The 25,281-nt window shown below is 67.2% G+C and carries 24 protein-coding genes; 3 read left to right on the top strand and 21 right to left on the bottom strand.

The window, feature by feature from the left end; all coding sequences use genetic code 11:
* Window positions 1–3 precede the first annotated feature (3 nt).
* The 19 genes from ftsA to ACFQ24_RS20225 form a co-directional block, all read right to left on the bottom strand.
* Window positions 4–1,287: a cell division protein FtsA gene (gene ftsA / locus ACFQ24_RS20315; protein ID WP_380914593.1), complete on the bottom strand. Its 1,284-nt coding sequence runs from the start codon at window positions 1,285–1,287 to the stop codon at window positions 4–6.
* A 5-nt stretch (window positions 1,288–1,292) separates the two neighbouring features.
* On the bottom strand, window positions 1,293–2,237 hold the full coding sequence (locus ACFQ24_RS20310; RefSeq protein WP_380914591.1) for a cell division protein FtsQ/DivIB: 945 nt from the start codon (window positions 2,235–2,237) through the stop codon (window positions 1,293–1,295).
* Window positions 2,230–3,195 (bottom strand): D-alanine--D-alanine ligase, encoded by a 966-nt coding sequence (locus ACFQ24_RS20305; protein WP_380915431.1) that lies wholly within the window; start codon window positions 3,193–3,195, stop codon window positions 2,230–2,232. Before ACFQ24_RS20305 ends, ACFQ24_RS20310 begins: the two co-directional genes overlap by 8 nt.
* Window positions 3,192–4,091 (bottom strand): UDP-N-acetylmuramate dehydrogenase, encoded by a 900-nt coding sequence (murB, locus tag ACFQ24_RS20300; RefSeq protein ID WP_380914589.1) that lies wholly within the window; start codon window positions 4,089–4,091, stop codon window positions 3,192–3,194. Before murB ends, ACFQ24_RS20305 begins: the two co-directional genes overlap by 4 nt.
* The gene (locus ACFQ24_RS20295) at window positions 4,088–4,285 is read right to left on the bottom strand and encodes a hypothetical protein (RefSeq protein WP_380914588.1); all 198 of its coding nucleotides are present in this window, start codon (window positions 4,283–4,285) and stop codon (window positions 4,088–4,090) included. The genes murB and ACFQ24_RS20295 overlap by 4 nt, the downstream gene beginning before the upstream one ends.
* Window positions 4,285–5,712 (bottom strand): UDP-N-acetylmuramate--L-alanine ligase, encoded by a 1,428-nt coding sequence (gene murC / locus ACFQ24_RS20290; RefSeq protein ID WP_380914586.1) that lies wholly within the window; start codon window positions 5,710–5,712, stop codon window positions 4,285–4,287. The genes ACFQ24_RS20295 and murC overlap by 1 nt, the downstream gene beginning before the upstream one ends.
* Complete coding sequence (gene murG / locus ACFQ24_RS20285; RefSeq protein ID WP_380914584.1) at window positions 5,709–6,875, bottom strand: undecaprenyldiphospho-muramoylpentapeptide beta-N-acetylglucosaminyltransferase; 1,167 nt, start codon at window positions 6,873–6,875, stop codon at window positions 5,709–5,711. The genes murC and murG overlap by 4 nt, the downstream gene beginning before the upstream one ends.
* Window positions 6,872–8,074, bottom strand: a complete 1,203-nt coding sequence (locus ACFQ24_RS20280) for an FtsW/RodA/SpoVE family cell cycle protein (RefSeq protein WP_380914582.1) — start codon at window positions 8,072–8,074, stop codon at window positions 6,872–6,874. Before ACFQ24_RS20280 ends, murG begins: the two co-directional genes overlap by 4 nt.
* Window positions 8,075–8,121: 47 nt before the next feature.
* Complete coding sequence (murD, locus tag ACFQ24_RS20275; RefSeq protein ID WP_380914580.1) at window positions 8,122–9,435, bottom strand: UDP-N-acetylmuramoyl-L-alanine--D-glutamate ligase; 1,314 nt, start codon at window positions 9,433–9,435, stop codon at window positions 8,122–8,124.
* Complete coding sequence (mraY, locus tag ACFQ24_RS20270) at window positions 9,432–10,505, bottom strand: phospho-N-acetylmuramoyl-pentapeptide-transferase (protein WP_380914578.1); 1,074 nt, start codon at window positions 10,503–10,505, stop codon at window positions 9,432–9,434. The genes murD and mraY overlap by 4 nt, the downstream gene beginning before the upstream one ends.
* Entirely contained in the window at window positions 10,505–11,896 is a 1,392-nt protein-coding gene (locus ACFQ24_RS20265; RefSeq protein WP_380914576.1) for a UDP-N-acetylmuramoyl-tripeptide--D-alanyl-D-alanine ligase, read from the bottom strand. Before ACFQ24_RS20265 ends, mraY begins: the two co-directional genes overlap by 1 nt.
* Window positions 11,893–13,347 carry a UDP-N-acetylmuramoyl-L-alanyl-D-glutamate--2,6-diaminopimelate ligase gene (locus ACFQ24_RS20260; protein ID WP_380915429.1) on the bottom strand — a complete coding sequence of 485 codons (1,455 nt, stop codon included), beginning with the start codon at window positions 13,345–13,347 and terminating at the stop codon, window positions 11,893–11,895. Before ACFQ24_RS20260 ends, ACFQ24_RS20265 begins: the two co-directional genes overlap by 4 nt.
* Window positions 13,347–15,050 carry a peptidoglycan D,D-transpeptidase FtsI family protein gene (locus ACFQ24_RS20255; protein ID WP_380914574.1) on the bottom strand — a complete coding sequence of 568 codons (1,704 nt, stop codon included), beginning with the start codon at window positions 15,048–15,050 and terminating at the stop codon, window positions 13,347–13,349. The genes ACFQ24_RS20260 and ACFQ24_RS20255 overlap by 1 nt, the downstream gene beginning before the upstream one ends.
* The gene (locus ACFQ24_RS20250) at window positions 15,050–15,700 is read right to left on the bottom strand and encodes a colicin transporter (RefSeq protein WP_380914572.1); all 651 of its coding nucleotides are present in this window, start codon (window positions 15,698–15,700) and stop codon (window positions 15,050–15,052) included. Before ACFQ24_RS20250 ends, ACFQ24_RS20255 begins: the two co-directional genes overlap by 1 nt.
* Window positions 15,697–16,662, bottom strand: coding sequence for a 16S rRNA (cytosine(1402)-N(4))-methyltransferase RsmH (gene rsmH / locus ACFQ24_RS20245; RefSeq protein WP_380914570.1), 966 nt, complete (start codon window positions 16,660–16,662; stop codon window positions 15,697–15,699). The genes ACFQ24_RS20250 and rsmH overlap by 4 nt, the downstream gene beginning before the upstream one ends.
* A complete protein-coding gene (locus ACFQ24_RS20240; RefSeq protein WP_380914568.1) occupies window positions 16,659–17,156 on the bottom strand; it encodes a division/cell wall cluster transcriptional repressor MraZ in 498 nt (165 codons plus the stop codon). The genes rsmH and ACFQ24_RS20240 overlap by 4 nt, the downstream gene beginning before the upstream one ends.
* A gap of 182 nt (window positions 17,157–17,338) precedes the next feature.
* Complete coding sequence (locus ACFQ24_RS20235) at window positions 17,339–18,541, bottom strand: ABC transporter (protein WP_380914566.1); 1,203 nt, start codon at window positions 18,539–18,541, stop codon at window positions 17,339–17,341.
* Between the two features lie 30 nt (window positions 18,542–18,571).
* Window positions 18,572–18,877: a hypothetical protein gene (locus ACFQ24_RS20230; protein WP_380914564.1), complete on the bottom strand. Its 306-nt coding sequence runs from the start codon at window positions 18,875–18,877 to the stop codon at window positions 18,572–18,574.
* Between the two features lie 41 nt (window positions 18,878–18,918).
* On the bottom strand, window positions 18,919–19,914 hold the full coding sequence (locus ACFQ24_RS20225) for a cysteine synthase A (RefSeq protein WP_380914563.1): 996 nt from the start codon (window positions 19,912–19,914) through the stop codon (window positions 18,919–18,921).
* A 189-nt stretch (window positions 19,915–20,103) separates the two neighbouring features.
* On the opposite strand from ACFQ24_RS20225, the gene ACFQ24_RS20220 reads away from it, so the two are divergent.
* The 3 genes from ACFQ24_RS20220 (at window position 20,104) to purL (ending at window position 23,850) form a co-directional block, all read left to right on the top strand.
* On the top strand, window positions 20,104–21,099 hold the full coding sequence (locus ACFQ24_RS20220) for a cell wall hydrolase (RefSeq protein WP_380914561.1): 996 nt from the start codon (window positions 20,104–20,106) through the stop codon (window positions 21,097–21,099).
* Between the two features lie 308 nt (window positions 21,100–21,407).
* Window positions 21,408–21,536 (top strand): entericidin A/B family lipoprotein, encoded by a 129-nt coding sequence (locus ACFQ24_RS20215; protein WP_328278747.1) that lies wholly within the window; start codon window positions 21,408–21,410, stop codon window positions 21,534–21,536.
* 124 nt (window positions 21,537–21,660) lie between these two features.
* Window positions 21,661–23,850, top strand: a complete 2,190-nt coding sequence (purL, locus tag ACFQ24_RS20210) for a phosphoribosylformylglycinamidine synthase subunit PurL (protein WP_380914559.1) — start codon at window positions 21,661–21,663, stop codon at window positions 23,848–23,850.
* A 6-nt stretch (window positions 23,851–23,856) separates the two neighbouring features.
* Here purL and ACFQ24_RS20205 read toward each other — a convergent pair whose 3' ends face one another.
* Together ACFQ24_RS20205 and ACFQ24_RS20200 are read right to left on the bottom strand one after the other, a co-directional pair.
* Window positions 23,857–24,387, bottom strand: a complete 531-nt coding sequence (locus ACFQ24_RS20205) for a GNAT family N-acetyltransferase (protein WP_380914558.1) — start codon at window positions 24,385–24,387, stop codon at window positions 23,857–23,859.
* A gap of 44 nt (window positions 24,388–24,431) precedes the next feature.
* A complete protein-coding gene (locus tag ACFQ24_RS20200; RefSeq protein WP_380914556.1) occupies window positions 24,432–25,208 on the bottom strand; it encodes a methyltransferase domain-containing protein in 777 nt (258 codons plus the stop codon).
* Window positions 25,209–25,281 lie beyond the last annotated feature (73 nt).

Raw genomic sequence — 25,281 nt, 5'->3', positions numbered from 1 at the left:
CGTTCAATAGTTCGTCTTGATCGCGCGCATCATCCGTTGCCACCATATCGGCGCGCCCAGACGATGGACCGTCTGCGGCGCGGGCGCCATGGCGCGGAGATCAACCGGGTTGGAAGCGCCGTAAAGCGCAAGGCCCGCCAATGTCGCGAAGGCAGGGCCACTATGCGCTTCGGGCATGGCGGACAAGCCCCTCGGCCGCCCGACCCGCACTGCCCGGCCCAGCGCGCCCTGCGCATAGTCGGCGATGCCCTTCATTTCCGCGCCGCCGCCGGTCAGCACCACCTGCCGCCCGGTGGAGTTGAACCCCATGCCGGACAGCGCGGCATTCACTTCGATCATGATCTGGTTCAGCCGTTCGCAGATGACGCCGACCAGCGCCGCGCGCGTGATCTTGCCGCCCTCCGCGTTCGGCCCCGCCACCTGCCCCGGCAGCGCGGCGTCGCCATGGGGCGGCGCGATCTCGATCATCTCGCGAAAGTCGCGCGGGTTCTGCATCGCGGACCCGTAGAAGCATTTGATCCGCTCTGCCTGGCTGCGGCGGATGCCGAAGGCCGACGCGATGTCATCGGTAATGTCGGACGCGCCCATCGGAATGGAGTGGAGCCCGACCAGCATCCCGCCGGCATAGAGCGAGACGTTGGTGACGCCCGCGCCCAGCTCCACCAGCGCCACGCCCAGGTCGCGCTCCTCCTCCGACAGGCATGCAAGGCCCGTGGCGATCGGGGAAGCGACGATCGAATTGACGTTGAGGTACGCACCGCGCACGCACAGGTCCAGGTTGGCGAGCGGCGCGCCGTCCGCCAGCACGACATGGATGTCGACGCCCAGCAGGTCGGCATGCATCCCCAGCGGCTTCTTGACCGGCACCTTGCCGTTGATGGTGAAGCAGGTCGGCTGCGCATGGAGCACCACCCGCCCGTCCGGGTCGATGCCCTGCTGCCCGGTGGTCAGCAGGTCGTCGATGTCCGCCTGCTCCACGCGATAGCCGCCCATGTCGCGCTCGACCGTGACGACATCGCTGACCAGGCTCCCGCCCGAAAAGCTGACCCACACATCCTCGATATTGGTGCCCGCGACACGCTCGGCCTGCTCCACCGTCTCGCGCACGGCGAGTTCGGTACGTTCCATGTCCGCGATGAAGCCGCGCCGCACGCCTCGGCTTTCCCGCTGGCCGGTGCCCAGGATCGCGAGTTCGCCGGTGTCGGTACGGCCGGCGATCAGCGCCGACACTTTCCATGAGCCAATGTCGACCGCCGTGATGAGCTTTTCGACCTTGGGCTGCGCCATCGTCCTCAGCCTTCCTCGCCCACGTCCGCCGGCTTCACGTCATCCGCCGGCTTCTCCTCCACCCGGCCCTGCGGCAGGCGGAGGACGAACCGGTCGGGATCGCGCATGTCGAACTTCACGATGCCGCGCCCCAGCAAGCGGTTCACCCCGTCCATCCGCGCGAAATTGACTAGTGCCGATGCGGAGTCCTTCTCGCCCTCCGGCAGGGAGAGCGTCTCTCCGGATTGAAAGCGCAAGTCCCAGCGCCGGTTCCCGACCCAGGTCGCGCCCGCCAGCATGGGCTTCAAGGCGGGGGCGTTTTCCATCAGCTTGTTGAGGCCGGCGGTCTGGCGGTTGGCGTTGGGACCGACGACCAGCGGCAGGTCGGGCATTGCGCTGGTCGACACCGACTGAAGCACCACGCCGTTGACGTCGATCAGGTGCAGCTGCCCTTCATGCTGCCACACCGCCACCGGATCGCGCTCCACGATGTCCACCACCAGCGTGTCGGGCAGGCGGCGGGAAATGCGCGCGTCCTTGACCCAGCCGAGTTTCAGCATCTCCTCGCGCACCTTGGGCAGGTCGAGCGAGAGCATGGAACGGTCCACCTGGCCCAGCGCGATATTGTAGACGGGCAGTTCGTCCATCCGCTCGACGCCGCGCACCTCCACCTTGTCCACCTCGAAACCGGCGCGGGCGGCGATCTCCGCCGCCTGCTGCTTCATCATGCCCGGCACGCCGGCGAAGATGGCGATGGCGATGACCAGGCCGCCGACGATCCCGACGATCGCCCAGCTCGCCATGCGCTGAAGCGTCGCCTCGCTGAACGGCAGCAGTTCGATAAGCTGGTCGATCCAGCTGCGGCGCTTGAGCGCGCGGCCCCGGCCGCCCTTCGCCGCCCGGCCGCCCGCGCTGACGCGGGTGCTGCCCAGCCGCGCGGTGCCGCCCCGCCTGATCCGTGCCTCAGCCATCTGCCTGTCCCGCCCCCTGTGGCTTTGCGGCGCGGTTCAGCGCCTCCTCGACAATAGTCTCGACCAGAGTCGCATAGTCAATGCCCAGCTTCGCCGCCTGTTCGGGCATAAGGCTGAGCGGCGTCATGCCCGGCTGGGTGTTCACCTCCAGCAGGAACAATCCCTCGACGCCCTGATTGTCGTCCCAGCGGAAGTCGGACCGGGACGCCCCCTTGCACCCGAGCAGCTGGTGGGCGCGCAGCGCGATCGCCTTGCACGCCTCGCCTATCTCCGCCGGGATGTCGGCGGGGCAGACATGCTCTGTCATGCCGTCGGTATATTTGGCATCGAAATCGTAGAAGCCGCTCTTGGGCCGCAACTCGGTGACCAGCAGCGCCTCATCCCCCAGCACGGCGGTCGTCAATTCGCGGCCGCGAATATAGGGCTCCGCCAGAAGCTGCGGGAAATCCTGCCACGGCCCCACGCTGTCGCGAGCGATCGGGTTACCGTAATTGCCCTCCGCCGTGACGATGGCGACGCCGACCGAGCTGCCTTCGTTGACGGGTTTCAGCACATAGGGGCGCGGCAGCGGGTCGCCGTCGAACAGGCTCTCACTCTCGACGATGCGACCGCCGGGCATCGGAATGCCATGGGGCACGAGCGCCTGCTTGGTCAGTTGCTTGTCGATGGCGATGACGGAGGTGGCAAGGCCACTATGCGTGTAGGTGAGGCCCATCAGGTCCATCAGGCCCTGGATCGTGCCGTCCTCGCCGGGAACGCCGTGCAGCGCGTTGAACACCACGTCGGCCTTCGCTTCGGCCAGGCGCTGGGCGACGTCGCGGTCCATGTCGATGCGCGTGACGCGATGGCCGCGCGATTCCAGCGCCTTGGCGACGCCCTCCCCGCTCGACAGCGACACCGGCCGTTCCGCCGACCAGCCGCCCATCAGGACGGCGACATGCCAGGGGCCACGGCTCACTTCGCCAACCCCACCCGCTGAATTTCCCATTCCAATTCTATTCCGCTTTTCTCTTTCACGCGGCGGCGGACTTCCTCGCCCAGCGCCTCGATGTCGGCGCTGGTGGCGTCGCCTGTGTTCAGGAGGAAATTGGTGTGCTTCTCGCTCACCTGCGCGCCGCCGATCGTCAGGCCGCGACAGCCGGCTTCATCCACCAACTGCCATGCCTTGTGACCGGCCGGGTTCTTGAAGGTCGATCCGCCGGTCTTGCTGCGCAGCGGCTGGCTTTCCTCGCGCGCGGCGGCGATGCGGTCCATTTCTGCCTGGATCGCGGCGGGTTCGCCGGGATGGCCGCGAAAGGTCGCGCTGACCACCACCGCGCCCTCGGGCAGGGTCGAATGGCGATAGGTATAGCCAAGATCGGCGTTGGAGAGCATCACCTGCTCGCCCGAACGCAGCACGACATTCGCCTCCACCAAGATATCGCGCGTCTCGCGCCCATAGGCGCCGCCGTTCATGCGGACGAACCCGCCGACCGTGCCGGGGATGGAGCGGAGAAACTCCAGCCCCGATATGCCCGCATCCCGCGCTGTCGACGAAACGAGGATGCCCGACGCGCCGCCGCCGCAGGTGAGCGTCGTCGCATCCAGCCGCTCGACCTTCGCGAAGGGCTTGCCCAGGCGCACGACCACGCCCGGCACGCCGCCGTCGCGGACGATGAGGTTGGAGCCGAGGCCGAGCGCCATCACCGGCACGGCAGGATCGAGGTTACGCAGGAAGGCGGACAGGTCATCGCCATCCTGCGGCTCGAACAGCCATTGCGCCGCCCCGCCCGCCTTGAACCAGACGAGCGGCGCGAGCGGGGCATCGGCTTTCAGCGAACCGCGAACCGGAGGAAGGGCGAGGGTTTCGCTCAAGAACGAAAACCCCACAGGTTCATCCAGCCCTTCATCGCGCGCATATTGGCTTCGCCCGCCTGGCCTGCCGCGCGTCCGACCTCGACCTGGCGCTGCGCCGCCTCGACCATGTCGCGTGCGACTTCGATGCCCTTCATCTGCGCGTCGATCATGCGCTTCTGCATTTCGAGGCCAACGGCGAACAGCTCGAACATCAGGCCGCTTCCTTCGCTTTTCCCGCGACCGCAGGCGCAAGGCCCGCCGCCCATTTGGTGATGTCGCCTGCGCCAAGGCAGATGACCATGTCGTCGGCCTGGATGTCGGCGGCAAGGTGCGCGGCAAGGTCGGCCGCGTCCGCCACGGTCGCGGCATTGCGGTGGCCGCGCCGCTTCAATCCCGCGACCAGCGCGGCGCTGTCCACGCCCTCGATCGGCTGCTCGCCCGCGGTATAGACGGGCGCGGCATAGACGATGTCGGCGTCGTTGAAGGCCTGCTGGAACTCGTCCATCAGGTCGTGCAGGCGGGTGAAGCGGTGCGGTTGGACCACGGCGATGACGCGGCCTTTCGCCCCTTCGCGCGCGGCGGCGAGGACGGCTTTGATCTCGACCGGGTGATGGCCGTAATCGTCGATCACGGTCGCGACGCCGCCGCCCACCGCGATCTCACCGACCTTGGTGAAGCGGCGCTTGACCCCGCCGAACTTGGCAAAGCCGGTCTGGATCGTCGCGTCGTCGATGCCCATCTGGAGCGCCACGCCGATCGCCGCCATGGCGTTCAGCACATTATGGCGGCCGGGCATCGGCAGCTCGATCCCCTCGATCCGGCGGGTCGATCCGTCACGCTCGCGGATCTGCACGTCGAAACGGTTGCCGCCGGGGATCGGCTGGACATTCTCGCCACGAATATCGGCCTGCGCCGAAAAGCCGTAGGTGACGATCCGCCGGTCCTGCACGCGCGGCAATATCGCCTGCACCTCCGGATGATCGAGGCACAGCATCGCCGCGCCATAGAAAGGCACGTTGCCGACGAACTCGACGAAGGCGTCCTTCACCCGGTCGAAGCTGCCATAATGGTCGAGATGCTCCGGGTCGATATTGGTGACGACCGCCAGCGTGCCGTCCAGCCGCAGGAAGCTGCCGTCGCTCTCGTCCGCTTCCACCACCATCCAGTCGCTGTTGCCCAGACGCGCGTTGGAGCCGTAGCTGTTGATGATGCCGCCGTTGATCACGGTCGGGTCCACCCCGCCCGCGTCGAGCAGCGCCGCGACCATGGAGGTCGTCGTGGTCTTGCCATGCGTGCCCGCCACCGCGACGGTCGATTTGAGGCGCATCAGTTCGGCCAGCATCTCCGCCCGGCGGATGACGGGGATGCGGTTTTCCAGCGCCAGTTCGACTTCCGGGTTGCCGCGCTTGATCGCGGTGGATGTGACGACCACGGCGGCATCGCCCAGATTTTCGGCCTTGTGGCCGATCATCACCTTGATACCCTTGCTGCGCAGCCCCTCGATCACATAGCCCTCGGCCATGTCCGACCCTTGGACCGAGTAGCCGAGATTGTGCATCACCTCGGCAATGCCGGACATGCCGATGCCGCCGATGCCGATGAAATGGATCGTGCCGATGTCGGTGCCGACACCCTTCATGCGGGAACTCCCTGGAGATTGAGCGTGGTCGGCGTCGGGCCGACTTTGATAGGATCATTCATGATCGGCGCCTTGCCGATGCTTTCGAGCAGATCGGCCATGTCGCGCGCAGCGTTGGGGCGGCCACAGTTCCAGGCGCGCTTGGCCGCGTTCTGGAGCGCGCCGGGCTCCATCGCCATCTTCTGCATCTGCTTGGCGAGTTCGACGGCGGTGAAGCGCGCCTGCGGGATGGTGCGCGCGCCGCCCGCCTCGGTCATTTCACGGGCGTTGGCGGTCTGGTGATCGTCCATGGCGCTGGGCAGCGGGATGAGGATCGCCGGCCGGCCCGCGCAGGTGAGTTCCGCCAGCGTCGACGCGCCTGCCCGCGCGATCACCAGATGCGACCAGCCGAGCTTTTCGGGCACATCGTTGAAATAGGTGGCAAGGTCGGCGGGGATTTCCATCTCCGCATAGACCTTCCGCACGCGCTCGATGTCCTCGGCGCGGCATTGCTGCGTCACCTGAAGCCGGCGGCGCAGCGCGACGGGCAGCATGGACAATCCCTCGGGCACCACGCTCGACAATATGGTCGCGCCCTGGCTGCCGCCGATCACGAGCACGCGGAACACGCTTTCGTCGGTCAGAGCGGGGAATTCCTCTTCGCGCAGCTGCTTCACTTCCTCGCGCACCGGATTGCCGACCAGATGCACCTTGTCGGCATGACGAGGCTTCAAACGCTGTACATCGGGATAGGCGGTGGCGATGGCATTGACCCGGCCCGCGAGCAGGCGGTTCACGCGGCCCAGCACGGCATTCTGTTCGTGGATGGCGGTCGGGATGCCATCCGCCAGCGCGCCCAGCAGCGCGGGCATCGCCGGATAGCCGCCGAAGCCCACCACGGCAGTCGGGCGGAATGTTTCGTTGAGGCGGCGGGCCATGGCGCGTCCGGCGAGGATCGCCTTCAGCGCGCCGGGCCAGCTCATCGGGTTCTTCGTCATGCGTCCGGCGGGCATGACGTGAACCTGCGCGCTCTCGAAGATACCGGGGATCTTCGCGCCGCGCTCGTCGGTGACCAGCGCCACGCGATGGCCCCGCGCCATCAGTTCCTCCGCTACGGCATGGGCGGGAATCATATGACCCCCCGTCCCCCCGGCGGCGAGGACGAAGTGACGGGAAATGCTCATCGACCACTCCATTTGACGACCGTGTGCCGACCCATGAAGGGATTGCGCCGCGTGAATGCGAGCAGCAGGCCGACGCCGATACAAAGCGCCAGCATAGAGGAGCCGCCATAGCTGATAAAGGGCAGCGTCATGCCCTTCGACGGAAAAATCTGCGCATTGACGCCCATGTTGATGATCGCCTGCAACCCGAACTGGGTGGTGAGGCCGGCGGCGGCGAGGATGGTGAAATTGTCCTCCTCGTCCAGCAGGCGCAGCAGCACACGGACGACGATGGCGAGATAGACGCAGGCGATGGCGATGCAGGCGAGCAGGCCGAACTCCTCCCCGATGACCGAGAAGATATAGTCGGTATGCGCTTCGGGCAGGCGGAACTTGTTCTGCCCGCCGCCCGGCCCGACGCCGGTGAAGCCGCCATGGGTGATGGTGCGGAACGCAAGATCGGTCTGGTCCGGCCCGGTGTCCATCTGGACGCCGATGCCTAAGAAGTCGTTGATCCGCTGACGCCCGTTTTCATAGAACATATAGACAGCGACAAGGCCCGCGAGGCCCGCGCCGCCCAGCATCGCGATCCAGCGCATCTCCAGCCCTGACAGTAGCAGCAGGCAGCCCCAGCAGGCGAGGAAGATCACGGTCTGGCCGAAGTCGGGCTGGCGCATCAGCACCGCCGCGATCAGCAGCGTCATCGCGCCGGTCAGCGGCATCACCGGCAAAGTCTTATCCTTCGCGCGCAGCGACAGCAGCCAGGCGATGGTGACGGCATAGGCGGGCTTGAGGAATTCAGAGGGCTGGAACCGGAAGCCGGGCAGGTCGATCCAGCGTTTCGCGCCGTTCACCGTGCTGCCCAGGATCGGCACCGCCAGCAGCATCAGGAAGAAGAAGGCGCAGAAGAAGATGGCGAGCCGCCGCGCCTGCGGCCGGGGCAGCATGGAGATGACCAGCATGATGGGCAGGCCCAGGAACACCCACATCAGCTGGCGGTAGAAATAGATGAGCGGATTGACGGCGACCGTCGCGGTCGACCGGTCGATCGCGGCGACGGGCGAGGCGGCGGCGACGGCGACGAGGCCGATCGCCATCAGCGTGACGATCAGCGACAGGAGGACGCGGTCGATCTCCCAGAACCAGATGGCGAGCGCGGTCCGCTCGCGCGGGACGGTGCGGCCCTTGAAGCCCTTCACCAGTTCGCCCGGTCTGAACATGCCCGTTCCGCCTTCCCTGTTCATGCCCCGCAGCCCCCCATAAGATCCTATTCGAGCGCCTCGACCGCCGCGACGAAGGCGTCCCCGCGCGCTTCGAAGTCACGGAACTGGTCGAAACTGGCGCAGGCCGGCGACAGCAGCACGATGTCGCCCGGCTGGGCGATACGCGCCGCGCGGCGGACGGCGGCGCTTAGCATCTCGCTGTCATCCACCGCCATATGCGGGCGCAGCAGATCGGCGAACATATGGCCCGCTTCGCCGATGGTGTAGGCGTGGGCCACATTGCCGAAATGCGGCGCGCATTCGTCCAGATTATCAGTCTTGGCGAGCCCGCCGACGATCCAGTGGATGCGCGCCTTGCCGTCCTTCGCCGGCCAGGCGGCGAGCGCGGGCGCGGTCGAGGCGGGATTGGTCGCCTTGCTGTCGTTGACGTAGAGGACGCCGTTGCGCGTGCCCACCGCCTGCATCCGGTGGGGGAGCGAGGCGTAACTTGCGAGCGCGTTGGCGATGGTCGTTTCGTCGATGCCGAGCGCCTGTGCGACAGCGACCGAGACAGCCACATTCTGCGCATTGTGCGGCCCCTGCAAAGCGGGCCAGCTAAGTTGGTCGTCGGGATCGATATCGGTCGAGGCGACTTTGACCACTCTGGAGTTCAAACCCTGAGCAATCCCCCGACTCGGCTCATCCTCCGTCGCGATCACCGCGACATGATCCGGCGACTGCATCCCGAACAGCCGCGCCTTGGATGCGACATAGCCCTCGAATCCGTCATAGCGATCGAGATGATCGGGCGTGATGTTGAGCAGCACCGCGACGTCGCAATCCAGGCTATGCGTCAGGTCGATCTGGTAGCTCGACAGTTCCAGCACATAGACGCCCGCGCCCTTGAGGTTCGGCTCCAGCGGCGGCTGGCTGAGGATCGGCAGGCCAATATTGCCGCCCATGACGGTGGGCAGGCCCGCCTGGCTGATGATGTGGTGGATCAGCGCCGTGGTGGTCGACTTGCCGTTGGTGCCGGTGATGCCCACCACCTTGTGCGGCGGGAGAGTCGGGCGGGCGAGCGCGAACAGTTCGATGTCGCCGATGATGGGGACGCCGGCGATCTTCGCGCGCATGGCGATGGGGTGGCGATTGAGGGGCACGCCCGGCGACACCACGATGCCATCGAAGCCGGCAAGGTCGATCTCCATCGGATCGCCAAGTTCGGCCGTTGCTTCCACCAGAGCGCGCGCTTCCTCCCGGCTGTCCCAGGCGACGACGCGCGCGCCGCTCGCCACCAGCGTCTCCACCGTGGCGAGCCCCGAACGGGCGAGGCCGAGAACCGCGTAGCTCTTGCCCGCAAAGGCGCTGCTGACGATCATCGCAGCTTCAACGTCGCGAGGCCGGCGAGCGCCAGCACGAAGGCGATGATCCAGAATCGGATTACAACGGTCGGTTCGGCCCAGCCCATCTGTTCGAAGTGATGGTGGATCGGCGCCATCTTGAACACGCGCTTGCCGGTGCGCTTGTAGAAGAAGACCTGGATGATGACGCTCATCGCTTCCACAACGAAGAGGCCGCCGATGATCCCCAGCACGATCTCATGATGCGCGGTGACGGCGATCACGCCGATCGTGCCGCCCAGCGCGAGGGAGCCGGTGTCGCCCATGAAGACGGCGGCGGGCGGCGCGTTGAACCAGAGGAAAGCAAGGCCAGCACCGATGATCGCGCCGCACAGGATGACGAGGTTGCCCGCCCCCGGCACATGCGGAATGCCCAGATATTCAGCAAAGTCCGCGCGACCGACCAGATAGACGATCAGCAGGAAGGCAAGGCTGGCGATGATGACCGGCATGGTGGCGAGGCCGTCGAGGCCATCGGTCAGGTTCACAGCGTTGCCGAACGCCACGATGACGAAGGCCGCGAAGCAGAAATAGAAGGGGCCAAGCTCGATCGCAGGACCATTGTAGAAGGGCACGTAGAGCGCGGTGTTGCCGTGGCTGTGGACGATCATCCATGCCGCGATCCCCGCGATCAGGAATTCGGCGGCCAGCCGCGCCTTGCCCGACAGCCCCTTGTGGCTGGCCTTCGTCACCTTGTCATAATCGTCGAGAAATCCGATCGCGCCGAAACCCAGCGTCACGAACAAACAGGCCCAGACATAGATGGAGGAAAGGTCCATCCACAGCAGCACGGACGCCACCATCGACGTCAGAATCATGAGGCCGCCCATGGTGGGCGTGCCGCGCTTGGCGAGGTGGCTTTGCGGGCCGTCGTCGCGGATCGGCTGCCCCTTGCCCTGCCGCACGCGCAGCCAGCCGATGAAGCGGGGGCCGATGACGAGGCCGATCAGCAGCGCCGTCGCGATGGACGCGCCGGCGCGGAAGGACAGGTAGCGGATGAGGTTGAACACCCCCGCGAAATCGAGCGTCTGGGCAAGCCAGTAGAGCATCAGTTCGTATCTCCGTCGCGCGCGGCGTCGGCAAGGGCAGCGACGAGGCGGGACAGGCCCACCCCGTTCGAGCCCTTGACCAGGATCGCATCGCCCGCGCGCATTTCGGTCTGGATAAGGGGGATGGCAGCCGCCGTGTCGGGCACATAAGCGTGGGGCAATGCGCCGCCAAGGGCGCTGGCGAGCGGCTCCATTTCCTTGCCCACAAGGATGGCATAATCGACCTGCGCGCCTTCCAGCGGCTCGGCCAGGCCGGCATGGAGACTGGCGCTCTGGTCGCCCAGTTCGCGCATTCCGCCCAGGATGGCGATGCGGCGCCCCGCCTTCTCGCGCCCAAGCTGTTTCAGGGTGGCCGCCATCGACAGCGGATTGGCGTTGTAGCTTTCGTCGATCAGCAGCGCTTCGCCGCCTTCGACCGGCAGGATGCGGCGCGCGCCCCTTCCGGGAAGGCCCGGCATTTCCGCGAGCGCAAGGCCGGCTGCGGCCAGATCGCCGCCCACCGCTTCCACCGCCGCCAGCACGGCCAGTGCGTTCGACACCCAATGGTCGCCCGGCGCGGCGACGGTGAAGCAGATGTCCGCGTGGGGAAGCGTCGCCGTCACGATGCTGCCGCCATTGGGCGCCGGCACCACGTCGAGCGCGCGGACGTCTGCGCCTTCGCTCATGCCAAAGGTCAGGATGTGCGCGGCATGCCGCTCCGCCTTGGCATAGAGCGTCGCGACATGCGGGCTGTCATAGGGGATGATCGCGGTGCCGCCCGGCTCCAGCCCCTCGAAGATTTCTGCCTTCGCCTGCGCGATCTTTTCCTCGGTGCCGAAAAATTCGATATGGGCGGGCGCGATCGCGGTGACGATGGCGACATGGGGCCGCACCTGCCGCGTCAGCACGGCCAGTTCGCCGGCGTGGTTCATGCCCATTTCGAACACGCCATAGGCGCTGTCGCGCGGCATGCGCGACAGGCTCAAGGGCACGCCGACATGATTGTTGTAGCTTTTGACCGACCGGTGAACCGCGTCCGGCGCGGCGCGCTCCAGCGACAGGAACAGCGCTTCCTTCGTGCCCGTCTTGCCGACCGATCCTGTGACGCCGATCACCTTGCCCTGCATCCGCCTGCGCGACGCCATGCCCAGCGCTTCGAGCGCGGCGGCGCTGTCGGGGACGAGGATATGGGGATGATCGACCGCCTCACTGACGATGGTGCCCGCCGCGCCTTGCCCGAACGCCTTGTCCACGAACCGATGGCCGTCCGTGGTCTCGCCCTTCATCGCGACGAACAGGTCACCGGGGCCGACTTCCCGGCTGTCGAACGCGACGCCCGAAACGGCGAACGGCGCCGACGCGGCGCCGCCCGTGGCTTCAGCGATCTCGGCCGAGGTCCATAGGTCGCTCACCCCGCGCATTCCCGCGCCACGGTCACATCATCGAAGGGCAGCACCCGGTCTCCGATGATCTGGCCCTGCTCATGCCCCTTGCCCGCCAGCAGGACGATGTCGTCCCCGCCCGCCTGGGCTATGGCGGCCGCGATGGCGGCGCGGCGGCCGCCGATTTCCTCCGCACCAGGAGCGCCCGCCATCACGGCGGCGCGGATCGCGGAGGGTTCCTCCGAACGCGGATTGTCGTCGGTCACGATCACATGGTCGGACAGGTCGGCCGCGACCTTGCCCATCAGCGGCCGCTTGCCCGCGTCGCGGTCCCCGCCCGCGCCGAACAGGGTGATGAGCCGCCCGCGCGTATGCGGCCGCAGCGCCTCGATCGCGGCGCGCAGGCCATCGGGCGTATGGGCATAATCGACATAGACCGGCGCGCCCGCCCGCGTGATGACGGCGCGCTCCAGCCGACCGCGCACCGGCTGTACCCGGCCCAGCAGTTCCAGCACTTTTGCCGTATCGCCGCCCGTGGCAATCACCAACCCAGCCGCCGTCAGCGCGTTCGCCGCCTGATAAGCGCCGATCAGCGGCAGGTTGACCTTGTAGGCCTTGCCGCCAAATTCCTGGGCCGCCTCGATCTCCAGCGTCTGGCCCAACTGGGTCGGGGTGCGGTTGGCAAGGCGCAAGCCCTGCCCCTGCACCCCGACGCTCAGCACACGAAGCCCCCGCTTCGTAGCGCGCTGGATCGCCTTGTCGGACCACGCATCGTCCGCCCAGATCACCGCGTGGCCATCGGCGTTCACGACCTCGTCGAACAGCCGCATCTTGGCATCGAAATAGGCGTCCATGTCGCCATGATAGTCGAGATGGTCGCGCGACAGGTTGGTGAAGGCGCCCGCCATCACCGGCAACCCTTCGGTACGATACTGGTCGAGGCCGTGGCTGGACGCCTCGAACGCGGCATGGGTGATGCCCTCGCGCTTGAGGCCCGACATGTTGGCGAGGAAAGTGACAATGTCCGGCGTGGTGAGGCCGGTCGACACCTGATCGACCGAGGTGGTGACCCCCAACGTGCCGATCGAGGCCGACTTGTGCCCCAGCATCCGCCACAATTGGCGGGTCAGTTCCACCGTGCTGGTCTTGCCGTTGGTGCCGGTGACGGCGACCGTGACGTCCGGAAACGGCGCGAAATAGCGCGCGGCCATCAGCGCAAACAGGCGACGGGGATTGGCATGGGCGATGTGGAGCGCGCCCTCCACCTTCGCTTCCGGCCGGGCCACGACCGCCACCGCGCCCGCCTTCACAGCATCGGAAATATAATCCTCGCCATTGACGCGCAGCCCCTGGAACGCGCCGAAGACGGTGCCGGGCGCGACCTTGCGATTGTCGATGGCGAAACCCGTTACGGACGACTCGAGGCCAGCGCTGCCACCGGCCTCGACGTCCAGCCCCTCGATGAGCGACCCGAGGCGCATCATTCCTTCTCCTTGTCGCCGTGCAGCAGCGGCATGAGATCCGAGATATCGACGTCGCGCTGCTCGTCCGGCATGACGCCCAGCATCGGCCCGACCCGCTCGACCACGCGCTTCACCACGGGCGCAGCGGTCCAGGCGGCGGTGCGCAGGCCATATTGGCCCGTCGCCTCGTCCATGATCGCGACCACGACGTAGCGGGGATTGTCCATCGGGAAAGCAGAAGCGAAAGTCGTCACCAGCGAAGTCTTGTTGTAGCGCCCTTCCTGGGGCTTTTCGGCGGAACCCGTCTTGCCGCCCACCCGGAATCCCTTGGCGTCGGCGCTACGCCCTGTACCTGCCGCAACGATCATCCGCAACAGTTGGCGCATCCGCGCGCTGGTGGCGGCGGAAAAGACGCGGCGGCCCTCCGGCACGGCGTCGGGATCGAGCTTGCGGACGGTGGCGGGCCGCCAGATGCCGCCGTTGACCAGCGCGGCATAGGCCGCCGCCAGATGCAGCGGCGTCACCGCGATGCCATGACCGTAGGAGGTCGTCATGCTGGTGATGCGACCCCAGTTGGACGGCCACAGGCCGGCGGCGCGCTCGTGGAATTCGATCGGCGCGCGCTGGTCGAAATCGAGGCTGCGGAACAGTTTCTGGAGCGGTGCCGCGCCCATTTCGTCGGCGATGCGGGCGGTGCCGATGTTGGAGCTGTGTACCAGGATTTCGGGCACGTTGATCCAGCGGCCGAGCGGATGGTCGTCCTTGATGCGGAAGCCGCCGATGGGCAGCGGCGCGGTCGCGTCATAACGCTTGCTCATCGACGTGACGACGCCCGCGTCCATCGCCGCCGCGATCGACAGCGGCTTGAAGGAGGAACCCAGTTCGTACCGCGCCTGCACCATATGGTTGCAGAGCGGCGATTCGCTGCACCGCTTGCCCGCATAATTCTGCAGCTTGTTGGGATCGAAGACGGGAATGGACGCCATGGCGATGATCTCGCCGGTGTTGGCGTCCATGATGATGCCGCCCGCGCCCTTGGCGTTGGTCTGCACCAGCTGCGCGTAGAGTTCGCTTTCCAGCGCGCCCTGCACCCGGCTGTCGATCGACAGGGCGAACGGCCGGCCGCGCTGCGCCGGGTCGATCAGCCGGTCGTTGAACGCGGCCTCCACGCCCATGCCGCCCTGCCCTTCGGCATTGGGCGCGAAGCCAAGCACATGCGCGGCCAGTGTGCGCTGCGGATAGAGGCGCTCCTTCTCGCGCGGGAATTCAATGCCGATCTCGCCCAGCGCGTTGACCGCCGCCACTTCCTCCGGCAGCGCGCGGCGGCGCAGATAGGCCCATCCCCGCCCGGTCAGCTTCTTGTAGAAAGCGGTCTCCGGCTCGTCGGGAAATATCTCGTGCAGCTTGCGCGCGATCTCGGCGGGCTCGCCGATCAGCTTTGACGGGCGCACCGCGATGGAATAGGCATCCATCGTGCGCGCCAGCGGCACGCCGTTGCGGTCGACGATGTCGGCGCGGGCCGGCAGGAAACCGGCGAGGGCATCGTCGCCCGACGCGCCATGCGCGAAAATGCCGACCCACAGGAGCCGGCAGATCACGATGGCGGTGATGCCCAGGAACATCAGCAGCAGGAGCATCAGCCGGTTATGGGCGATCGCGGTCAGATCGACCCGCTGATGCCCGGCGCGGGGGCCGCCCGGCTGGACGATGATCGTGGCCATCAGCGCGCCTCCTTGCGCTTTTCACGCGCCGCCTTCGCGGTCAGATCCCCCAATGTGCTGTCGTCCAGCAGCTTGGCGTCGAGCATCGCCATCCGTTCCGCCTTGCGTGCGACCGGGTTGGGCCGCGACAGGTCGGCGTCGGCTCTGGCCTGGCTCGCCGGGGTGGAACGAGCGGGCCGGGGCAACTTGTCGACATTGTCGGCGGCATGGGCTTCGCGGATCACGGCGATATCGCTGCGGATCTGTGCGGCGGCAGGGCTTTCGGGCGCCTTCTGCGTGGCGGCGGGCAGGTCGGCGGGCGTCTGCACCATGGCAACCATGACGGGCGGCGCAACATAGTCCGGGCCGTTGGGCTGCACCCCTTCGAGATGGGCCAGCGCCTGTTCCCCGCCCAGATATTGCTGCGCGGTCGGAGTCGCATAGAGGAAGTCGTGCTGGTTCCAGCTTTCCAGCTGCCGCATGGAGGCGCGGGCGCTGAATTCCGTTTCCAGATAGCGGATGTCGGACTTCGCCCGGGCGATCTGCGCGCGCACCTTCATCAGCTCGTTACGCTCGGTCGCGACCTTCAGCGACACCATATAGGCCCCAAGCGCCCCCAGCGCGACCAGGATCACCCAGATCAGGCTCTGCAACCTCTTGACGGCGATCATGCGCGGGCACTCCGGGCGGAGGGGGATGGGGCGGCAGTGCGGACGGCGCTGCGCAGCGTGGCGGAGCGGGCGCGGGGGTTGCGCGCCAGTTCGGCCTCGCCCGGGCGCACCGCCTTGGCGGGCTTGGCGAAGGTGGGCGCGGGACCATCGGCGCGCTGGGGCAGGTGACGCGATCCCGCCCCTTCCCCACCGCTGCGGTTGCGCAGGAACTGCTTGACGATGCGGTCCTCCAGGCTGTGGAAGGTCACGACCGCCAGCCGGCCGCCTTCCTCCAGCAGCGCCTCGGCCGCTTCGAGTCCGCGCTCCAGCTCCTCCAGCTCGCGATTCACATGGATGCGGATCGCCTGGAAGGTGCGGGTCGCGGGATCCTTCTTGTCATGCGGCTTGTAGCCCAGCGCGCGGCGCACCACGGCGGCGAGCTGGCCGGTGCGCTCCAGCGGGCGCGCATCGACGATGGCGCGGGCGACGCGGCGCGAGCGCGGCTCCTCGCCATAGCGATAGATGACGTCCGCGATTTCCTCTTCCGGTGCCGTGTTGAGGAAATCGGCGGCGTTCATGCCGTCCTGCGCCATCGTCATGTCGAGCGGGCCGTCCGACTGGAAGGAAAAGCCTCGCTCCGCCCGGTCGAGCTGCATGGAGGAGACGCCGATGTCGAGCGTGACGCCCGACACCTTGTCCACGCCGCGCTCCGCCAGCAGCGCATCCATGCGGGAAAATTCGCCGGGGATGAGCGTGATGCCATGCGCGTCCGCCACCGCCTGCCCCTCGCGGATCGCATCGGGGTCGCGATCGAGCGCAAAGACGCGCGCGCCGGCGCGCGCCATGGCGCTGGCATAGCCGCCCGCGCCGAAAGTGCCGTCGACATGCACCTCGCCCGGGGCGATGGCGAGGGCGTCGAGGACTTCTTCGAGCAGGACGGAAATATGGGGCTCGGGGGCAGCGGCGGAGGCAGGCGCGCTCACTTCGTCGCTCCTGCCGCGCGCGCTTCGATCCAGCGCTTCACCTTGTTGCGGATCAGCGCCGGCCGGTCGGGGCTCGCGACCAGCGCCTCCGGCTTCCAGATTTGGAAATAGCGGCCGACGCCATAGAAGAAGATCGCGTCGTCGATTTGCGCTTCTTCCTTGATATCGGGGTGCAGGAAGAAACGGCCGCCATCGTCGAAATTGACGTCCTCGATCGTGCCGAGGCGATTCTCGCGCTCCAGATCGGCGTTGAAGGGGCGACCGGCCTCATAGGCCTGGCGTTCGAGCTTCTCGACCTCCTCGAACAGGTGGATCTTGTGGCTGAGGCCGAAGCCGGTGGCGCAGCCATTGTCCATGTGGACCGAAAGGCAGAGGCGGTTCTGGCCGCCGCTCGCCTGGGCGACGAGCTTGCGCATCTCCAGGGGCAGCACGAACCGGCCCTTGCCGTCCGCGACGCTGAACGCGTTGCCCGAATAGAGAATGACGTCCGACACGCTGGAACAGGCCCCTTGTTTCCTTGGGGCAAAGACTTCCCGCCGCCGGAATCGCCTGTGCGACCCCACGCCACGGAACTGATCAACGCCTTAAAACCCCAATGCGGTTTGCTTACCAAGCATCGGGGTGGCTGTGAAGGGATTTTTTGGGAGAGCATGGGAAAAGCCGGTCAAAAATGGGATCAGCCGTTTTCTCCTGATTTCAGCGCGTTATTTTCCCTTTTTGTTCCTGTGCGCCAACCCATTTCAACCCGGCCGATCAGCATCATTCCCAGCATCGCCCAGAAAATCCCGGTCCCGATCGCCCAGCGCAGCGCCGCGATCACATCGGCCGGCGCGCGCATCCAGCGGCGCTCGCCCGCCCCCTCCCCGTCCAGCCAGCGAACGAGCAGCGCCGGCGTGTCCGCGCTCCAGAGGCGGGGGTCGAGCGGCCCGGCGGGGTCCGCCAGCCACAATCGGTCATCCAGCAGGTCGGCGTCCCCGACCAGTCGGACGGTCCCCCTTCCCACCTGTCGTTCGACCATCAGCGCATGGTCGCGCAGTTCCGCCCCCGATATTGTCACGAGCGCGCCATCGGGCATGAAATGGCGGGTTTCCGAAGGCTGGAACTGTCCGCCGGGTTCAAATCCCCAGTGCGACAACAGTGGTCCCAGCGGGCTGACGGACGGCGCGCGGCGGCGGTCGCCCAGCGGCAATCCGCCCGGCCAGCGCAGCAGCGGATCGGCCAGCACCAACGCCATGCCACCGCCGCGAACCCATGCATCGATCGCCACCAGTTGCGCAGAGGTCATGGCTCGCGGCTGGGCTAGCAGCAGGCGGCGCGCGTTCGTTCGCGCGAGGTGCTGCGGATCGTCCAGCGGCATCACCGCGAAGCGCGTCCGCAGGACCGTAACCACCGGCGCGTCGCGCGGTCCGCCTCGTCCCATCTCGTCCCAGAAGAGGGGAAGCGCCGTTATCACGGCGAGTGAAGGCCGATCCGAAACGGGCCGCAGCGGTTGCGCCGGACCACGCCAGAGCAGCAGCGCCGCGATCCCAAGCATCAGAACGCCTGCTGCCCTTGGCTTGCGACGCAGCAACGCTCCACCAAGAACCGAGAGCAGCCCAATGGCGAGCAAGGCCGCCGCATCCCGCACGTTCGGCGCACGCACGGCCGCACGCGCACAAAACAGCAGCGCTGTCCCGACGCTACCCAGCGCCACCCAGACGAACATGGCCCATCCGCGCCGCGCCGCGACCGTCCCGATCACCGCCAGCCCGAAAGCCAAGGGCAGGCCCCAGTCGAACGGATCGGCCTGCCCCGTCAGCCACGCGCGGTGCAATCCAACGAGGAACAGGACCAGCGAGGGCAGCCAGAGCCAGAGGAATCGCGTGCAGGCCGCCTTCACCGGCAGCGCTCCGGCCCTGGTCCCATCGCGTCAGTTCTGCTGCTGCGCGGGATCGCGGTCCATGGGCTTGCGGATGTTCGGATCGGGCTGGAGATCGGGGACGATGGGGGCCTGCTCGGGCGCGGGCTGTACGCCCAGTTCAGCCAGCGGCTCCTTGGGCGAGACCGCGTTCTGCGTCAGCGTCGGCACCACCGGCGGCGGCAACGCAGCGTCGTCCAGCCGCGCCTTTTCGATCACGATGTTCGCCAGGCCCACGAGCAGCACGACGCCCGCCAGCCCGGTGAGGCCGATCTGGACACGCTGCAACCCTTCCTGACGGCGGGGTGTTTCAGCCATGCAACCCTGTTGTCCCTCTGCGCCGCGACCCGTGTCGGCGATCAGCCATTTTGCGCGAGCCAGGGGAAGACGGTCAAGCCCTTAGATTCCAGCCACTGCCGGTTGTAGAGCGTGGAAAGGTAGCGGAAGCCGGTGTCGCACAGGATCGTCGCGACCCGCTTGCCCGGACCAAGCTGCTTTGCCAGCGCGACGGCGCCCGCCACGTTGATGCCGGACGAAAGGCCGAGGCACAGCCCCTCCTCGCTCAACAGGCGGCTGACCCAGTGCAACCCGTCCTCGTCGGAGATGCGGAATTGCGTATCGATGGGCGCGCCGTCCAGATTGGCGGTGATGCGCCCCTGGCCGATGCCTTCGGCCACCGAATTGCCCTCCGCCTTCAATTCGCCATGGGCATAATAGTTGAACAGCGCCGCGCCGTGCGGATCGCTGAGCGCGATGGTGATGCCCTCATCCTTCGCCTTGAGGCCAAGGCCAACGCCCGCGATCGTGCCTCCCGTGCCCGCCGCGCAGGTGAAGCCGTCGATCCGGCCTTCCATCTGCGTCCAGATTTCTTCGGCCGTGCCGACGATATGCGCCTTGCGGTTGGCGATATTGTCGAACTGGTTGGCCCAGATCGCATTGTCCGTCTCTTCCGCGATGCGGCGGCTGGTGTGGACGAAATGGCCGGGATTGGAATAGGCGGCGGCCGGCACCGTGACCAGCTCCGCACCCAGCGCCCGCAGCGTATCCATCTTCTCCCGGCTCTGCGTTTCGGGCATGACGATGATCGTCTTGTACCCCTTGGCATTGGCGACGAGGGCAAGACCGATGCCGGTGTTTCCGGCCGTGCCCTCCACGATCGTCCCGCCGGGCTTCAACAGCCCCTTTTCCTCGGCATCGTTGACGATGAACAGCGCCGCCCGGTCCTTGACCGACGCGCCGGGGTTGGCGAATTCGCATTTGGCGTAGATGTCGCAGCCGGTGTCCTGCGACGGGCCGGCGAGGCGCACCAGCGGGGTGTTGCCGATGAGCGAGAGGCTATCAGGGTGAAGCAGCATGGCGCTTCGCATAGCGGACCCCGCCGCCCTTTGCCAAGCAAGCGAATGATGGAAGCGACAAAGGCTGGATTTTAACCTTTGCGATTGCGCCCGTCCCACATCGGCACAGCCCGGAATCGGGTAAGGAAATCAAAGCGGAACTGATGTAGGGCGCGCCTTCATGCGGCGACGGGCCGTGACGGGAGCGACATGCGCGTAGGCGGGCGATCTTTGGAAGCGGGCGGCGCGGGCCGGCGCGGCAATTGGGCCGGCCGGAGCCTGATCCTGCTCGCCGCGCTGCTGGGGCTGCTCGCGCCGCGCCTCATCACCGCCGCGCCGCTCGATCTGCTGAACGGCGGCGAGGCGGCAACGGCGATCGATCCGGCTGAGCAGCCGGGCGACAATTTCCCCGGCTCCGCCTTCTTCTTTGCAGAAGGCGCGTTCGATCCCGCGCCGGGCACCGAAACGCTGCGGTCGCAGCATGTGCTGGGGCTGGACAGCGTCAGCGCCGCCCCGTCCGCCCGCTTTCAAGGCCTGACCGCGATCGACCGCTATCGGGCGCTCAACTGCCTGACATCGGCCATCTATTATGAGGCGGGCAACGAGCCGGAGGACGGGCAGCGCGCCGTCGCGCAGGTCGTGCTCAACCGCGTGCGCAACCCGCTCTGGCCCGGCAGCGTGTGCGGCGTCGTCTATCAGGGGTCGGAACGAGCCGACTATCGGTGCCAGTTCACGTTCAGCTGCGACGGGTCGATGGCGCGCACGCCCCTGCCCTCCGCCTGGGTCCGCGCACGCCGCGTCGCGCAGGAGGCGCTGGCCGGCCATGTCTATGCGCCGGTCGGCCTTGCGACCCATTACCATACGCTGGCGGTGCGGCCGGACTGGTCGTCCAGCCTGCGGCCGGTGGCGGTGATCGGTGCCCACATCTTCTACCGCAATCTCGGCCTCAACGGGTCGGCGGCGGCCTTCAACGCCGTCTATCGGGGTTATGAAAGCCTGTCGGGACCAGCACGCACATCCTGGCCGGTCAGGCCGGTCGCACCGTCCGAGATGCTCGCCGGCACCGTTACGCGTCCCGCTACTCCCTCTATCTCGCCGTCGGCCTCGGCCGGATGGGCCTCGCCTGCTCCCCCGCCGGCGCAGGACGGCCTGCCTCAATCGACCATTCGCCCGGAATATCGCAACAGCGGCCGGCCGCTGATCTGATTTTCTTCAGTGAAGATTGTCGTAACCAGCCAAGTCGTTGGGATAGCTCGACAATAAAAAGCACTTTTTTATCGCGCGCGCCGGAACCCTTTTGCGGCTTTGCGGGTTCTACACTTCGGATAGCAAATCTTTTGCCCCCCGCTCTTGCTATCCGCAAAATATGAGCCCGGAACGTCTCCCCCCCCGACGCGTTCCGGGCTCAGACTTTTTTGGGCGCTCAAATATCTGAATTCTTTCTTCTTTTCGGTCGCGGAACGGAAGCTGCTGGCGCGGGTTCTTGCCTTCGTCTGTTTTTGAGGAGGTTTTCGATGACGAAGAAGATTCTGGCCGCGCTGCTGCTCACCGGCTCGCTGATGGTTGCGGCATGCAATACCGTCGAGGGCGCAGGCAAGGACGTGCAGAGCGCAGGCAAGGCGGTGGAAGACGCTGCCGACTAAACGCATTCATAGGCCCCCTAGCATGACCCGCCTTCCGGGCGGGTCTTTTTTTTGCGCCTCGTTCGCCGCCGCGCGGCCATGGCCGCCATTGCCCTTACCGCCAGCCGCCGCTAAAGGCGCGGGCATGTCCAGCACCGCGCCCCAAAAGACCCACGCCATCACCCCGGAAACCGTCGCCGAACATGGCCTCTCTCGGGAAGAATATGATCGCGTCCTGAACGCGCTCGGGCGGGAACCCAACCTGACCGAACTCGGCATCTTCTCGGTCATGTGGTCGGAACATTGCAGCTATAAATCCAGCCGCATCCACCTCAAGAAGCTGCCCACCACCGGCCCGCAGGTCATCTGCGGCCCCGGCGAAAATGCGGGCGTGGTAGACATCGGAGACGGTCAGGCCGCGATCTTCAAGATGGAGAGCCACAACCACCCGAGCTATATCGAACCCTATCAGGGTGCGGCGACCGGCGTGGGCGGCATTTTGCGCGACGTCTTCACCATGGGCGCGCGGCCGATCGCCAATATGAACGCGCTGCGTTTCGGCCGGCCGGATCATCCCAAGATGCGCCACCTGATCAGCGGCGTGGTGCACGGCATCGGCGGCTACGGCAATTGCGTGGGCGTGCCGACCGTGGGGGGCGAGGTGAATTTCCACCCGGCTTATGACGGCAACATCCTGGTCAACGCCATGACCGTGGGCGTCGCGGACACCGACAAGATCTTCTATTCGGCGGCGTCGGGCGTCGGCAATCCGATCGTCTATGTGGGATCGAAGACCGGGCGCGACGGCATCCACGGCGCAACCATGGCGTCGGCCGATTTCGGCGAGGACAGCGAGGAAAAGCGCCCGACCGTGCAGGTGGGCGATCCCTTTACGGAAAAGCTGCTGATCGAAGCGTGCCTGGAACTGATGGCGTCCGACGCCATCGTCGCCATTCAGGACATGGGCGCGGCCGGCCTCACCTCTTCCAGTGTCGAGATGGCGTCCAAGGGCGGCGTCGGCATCGAACTCAACATGGACGACGTGCCGCAGCGCGAGACCGGCATGACCGCCTACGAGATGATGCTGTCGGAAAGCCAGGAGCGGATGCTCATGGTGCTCCAGCCCGGCAAGGAGGATTTCGCCGAGGCGATCTTCCGCAAGTGGGAGCTGGACTTCGCGGTCATCGGCCATGTCACCGACACCGGCCGCATGGTGCTGGTCCACAAGGGCGAAACGGTGTGCGACATTCCGCTTGCCCCGCTGGCCGACGACGCGCCGCTCTACGATCGCCCCTCGCTGTCGCGCGAGGACTATAAGGCCTGGGCGAAGGTCGAGCCGCTGGGCGACCTGCCGCAGAGCGCCAATGTCGGCGCCGACCTGCTGACGCTGATGGCCTCCCCGGACATCGCCAGCCGCCGGTGGATCTGGGAACAATATGACCATATGGTCGGCGCGGACACGGTGCAGCGCCCCGGCGGCGACGCGGCGGTCGTGCGCGTCCATGGCACGCGCAAGGGGATCGCGATAAGCACCGACTGCACGCCGCGCTATTGCTATGCCGATCCCTATGAGGGCGGCAAGCAGGCGATCGCGGAATGCTACCGCAACCTGTCGGCGGTGGGATCGACCCCGCTCGCCGTCACCAACTGCCTCAATTTCGCCAACCCCCAGCGGCCCGAGATCATGGCGCAGCTGACCGGCTGCCTCGACGGCATGGGTGACGCCTGCCGCGCGCTGGACTTCCCGATCGTGTCGGGCAACGTGTCGCTCTACAATGAGAGCAAGGCGACCGGCGGCGGATCGGCCATCCTGCCCACGCCTGCGATCGGCGGCATCGGCCTGCTGGCGGATGTGGACGTGATGGCGACGGTCGCTTTCAAGACGGCGGGCGACGCCATCTGGCTGATCGGCGGCGAAGGATCGCATCTGGGCCAATCCATCTGGCTGCGCGAGATCGCGGGCCGCGAAGCGGGCGACGCGCCCAAGGTCGACCTGGCGGCCGAACGCGCCAATGCCGATCTCGTCCGTGCGCTTATCGCGGACGGCACGGCGACCGCAGTTCACGACATTTCCGACGGCGGGCTGCTGGTCGCGATTGCCGAAATGGCGCTCGCCGGCAATATCGGCGCGGAAACCCTCACCGCCTTCACGCCCGCAAGCGCCTTTGGCGAGGATCAGGGCCGCTACATCGTCACCACCGCGCCGGGGGTGGAGATCGAGGGCGCGGTACGGATCGGCACGGTGGGCGGCGATGCCGTGGCCGGCGTGCCGCTGGCGGACCTGCGCGCCGCGCATGAAGGCTTCTTCCCCGCGCTGATGGGCGGCGAGCTTTAAGGGCGATCAGGGCCGGCGATAGATAAATTCATGGTCGGTCCAGTCGCCGACCGGGAAGCCATATTCGCCGACCTTGGCAAAGCCGCGCTTGGCATAGACGGCCTGCGCCCGCGCGTTGCCCGACCAGACGCCCAGCCACACCGGCCCCGGCATATGCGTCCCCAGCCAGTCGAGCGCCACGTCCAGCAGCGCGCGCCCCGCACCCCGGCCCTGCGCGGCGTTGAGCGCGTATATCTGGTATAGTTCGCCCTCGTCGGCACTGGCTTCGGGATGGGGCAGCTTGCACGGTCCCACATGCGCATAGGCCAGCAGGTGCCCGCCATCCTCCACCAACCATGTCGCATGGGTGAGATCGGCAATCTCCCCCGCCACCTTCTCCTCGCCATAGCTCTCCGCTTCGAACCGGGCGAGGTCGGCGGGCGGATAGGGCACGCCGAACCCGTCGAGGAAGGTTTCGCGAAAGGCCGCCAGCTTGAGCGCGGCGAGCGCGGTCACATCGTCGGTCGTGGCGGGGCGAAGGGAAAATCCGGTCGTCATCTTGGCGGCATTGCATGCGGCCCGCCGGGGCGCAATCCCCGCCCTCAGCGCGTCACGCGGCCGAACAGCAGCTGATAGCGATCCTGCCCCCCGGCGGCGTCATAGGCCTGCATCACGCGCCGCAACTGCCCGGCGGACAGCGGCGCGCGCCCTTCGTCGGGCACGACCGCGCCGATGCCCTTCAGATGCGCCAGCAGCGCCCGCGCGCCCTGGCCCTCGATCGCCACCTCCTCGTCGAAGGCGAAGGCATCGCCATGGTCCGCCAGCATCGCCCGCAACCCGTCCAGCGTCGGATAGAGCGGCACGCCGCACGGCAGGCCGCAGGCGTCGTGCGCCGCGCGCCAGCCCATGAAACTGCCCCGCCCCATGGTGGAAAAGATCAGGCTGCCGCCGGGCCGCAACAATCCTGCCAGCCGGGCGACGGCGGCCGGCAGGTCGTCGAACCACTGGAAGGCAAGGCTGGAGAGGATGAGGTCGAACCATGGCCCGTCGAACGCCGGATCCTCGCCATCCATCGTCAGGAAGGTGCCGGCCACCCGGCCCTGCGCCGCCGCCTGCGCCAGCATCCCCGGCGAGATGTCGGTCGCGGTCAGGTCCGCCGCGGGCCAGCGCGCCTGGATGTCGCGCGTCAGCAAGCCCGTGCCGCAGCCTATCTCCAATATGCGCGGCGCGCCGCCCGCCCCCTCCCCGCCCGGATGCTGCCGCTGGGCAAGATCGGCGACGAGCCCGGCTGCGAAGCGCTGCGGACCGGCATGCGCCTCATAGTGCGCCGCCGCCGCGCCGAACGCGTCGCTGATCCGCTGCTTGCGCGTATCGGTCATGGCTGCATCAGGGCGGGTTGGCGGGTCACCTACCCGCCTTGTAAAATGCGGCGATGAAGCACAAGGGCCTTTT

Source organism: Sphingobium olei (assembly GCF_042678845.1).
Classification (GTDB): Bacteria; Pseudomonadota; Alphaproteobacteria; order Sphingomonadales; family Sphingomonadaceae; genus Sphingobium; species Sphingobium olei.
The sequence above is the reverse complement of the archived record's forward strand: the minus strand, read 5'-3'. Positions and strand labels throughout refer to the sequence as shown.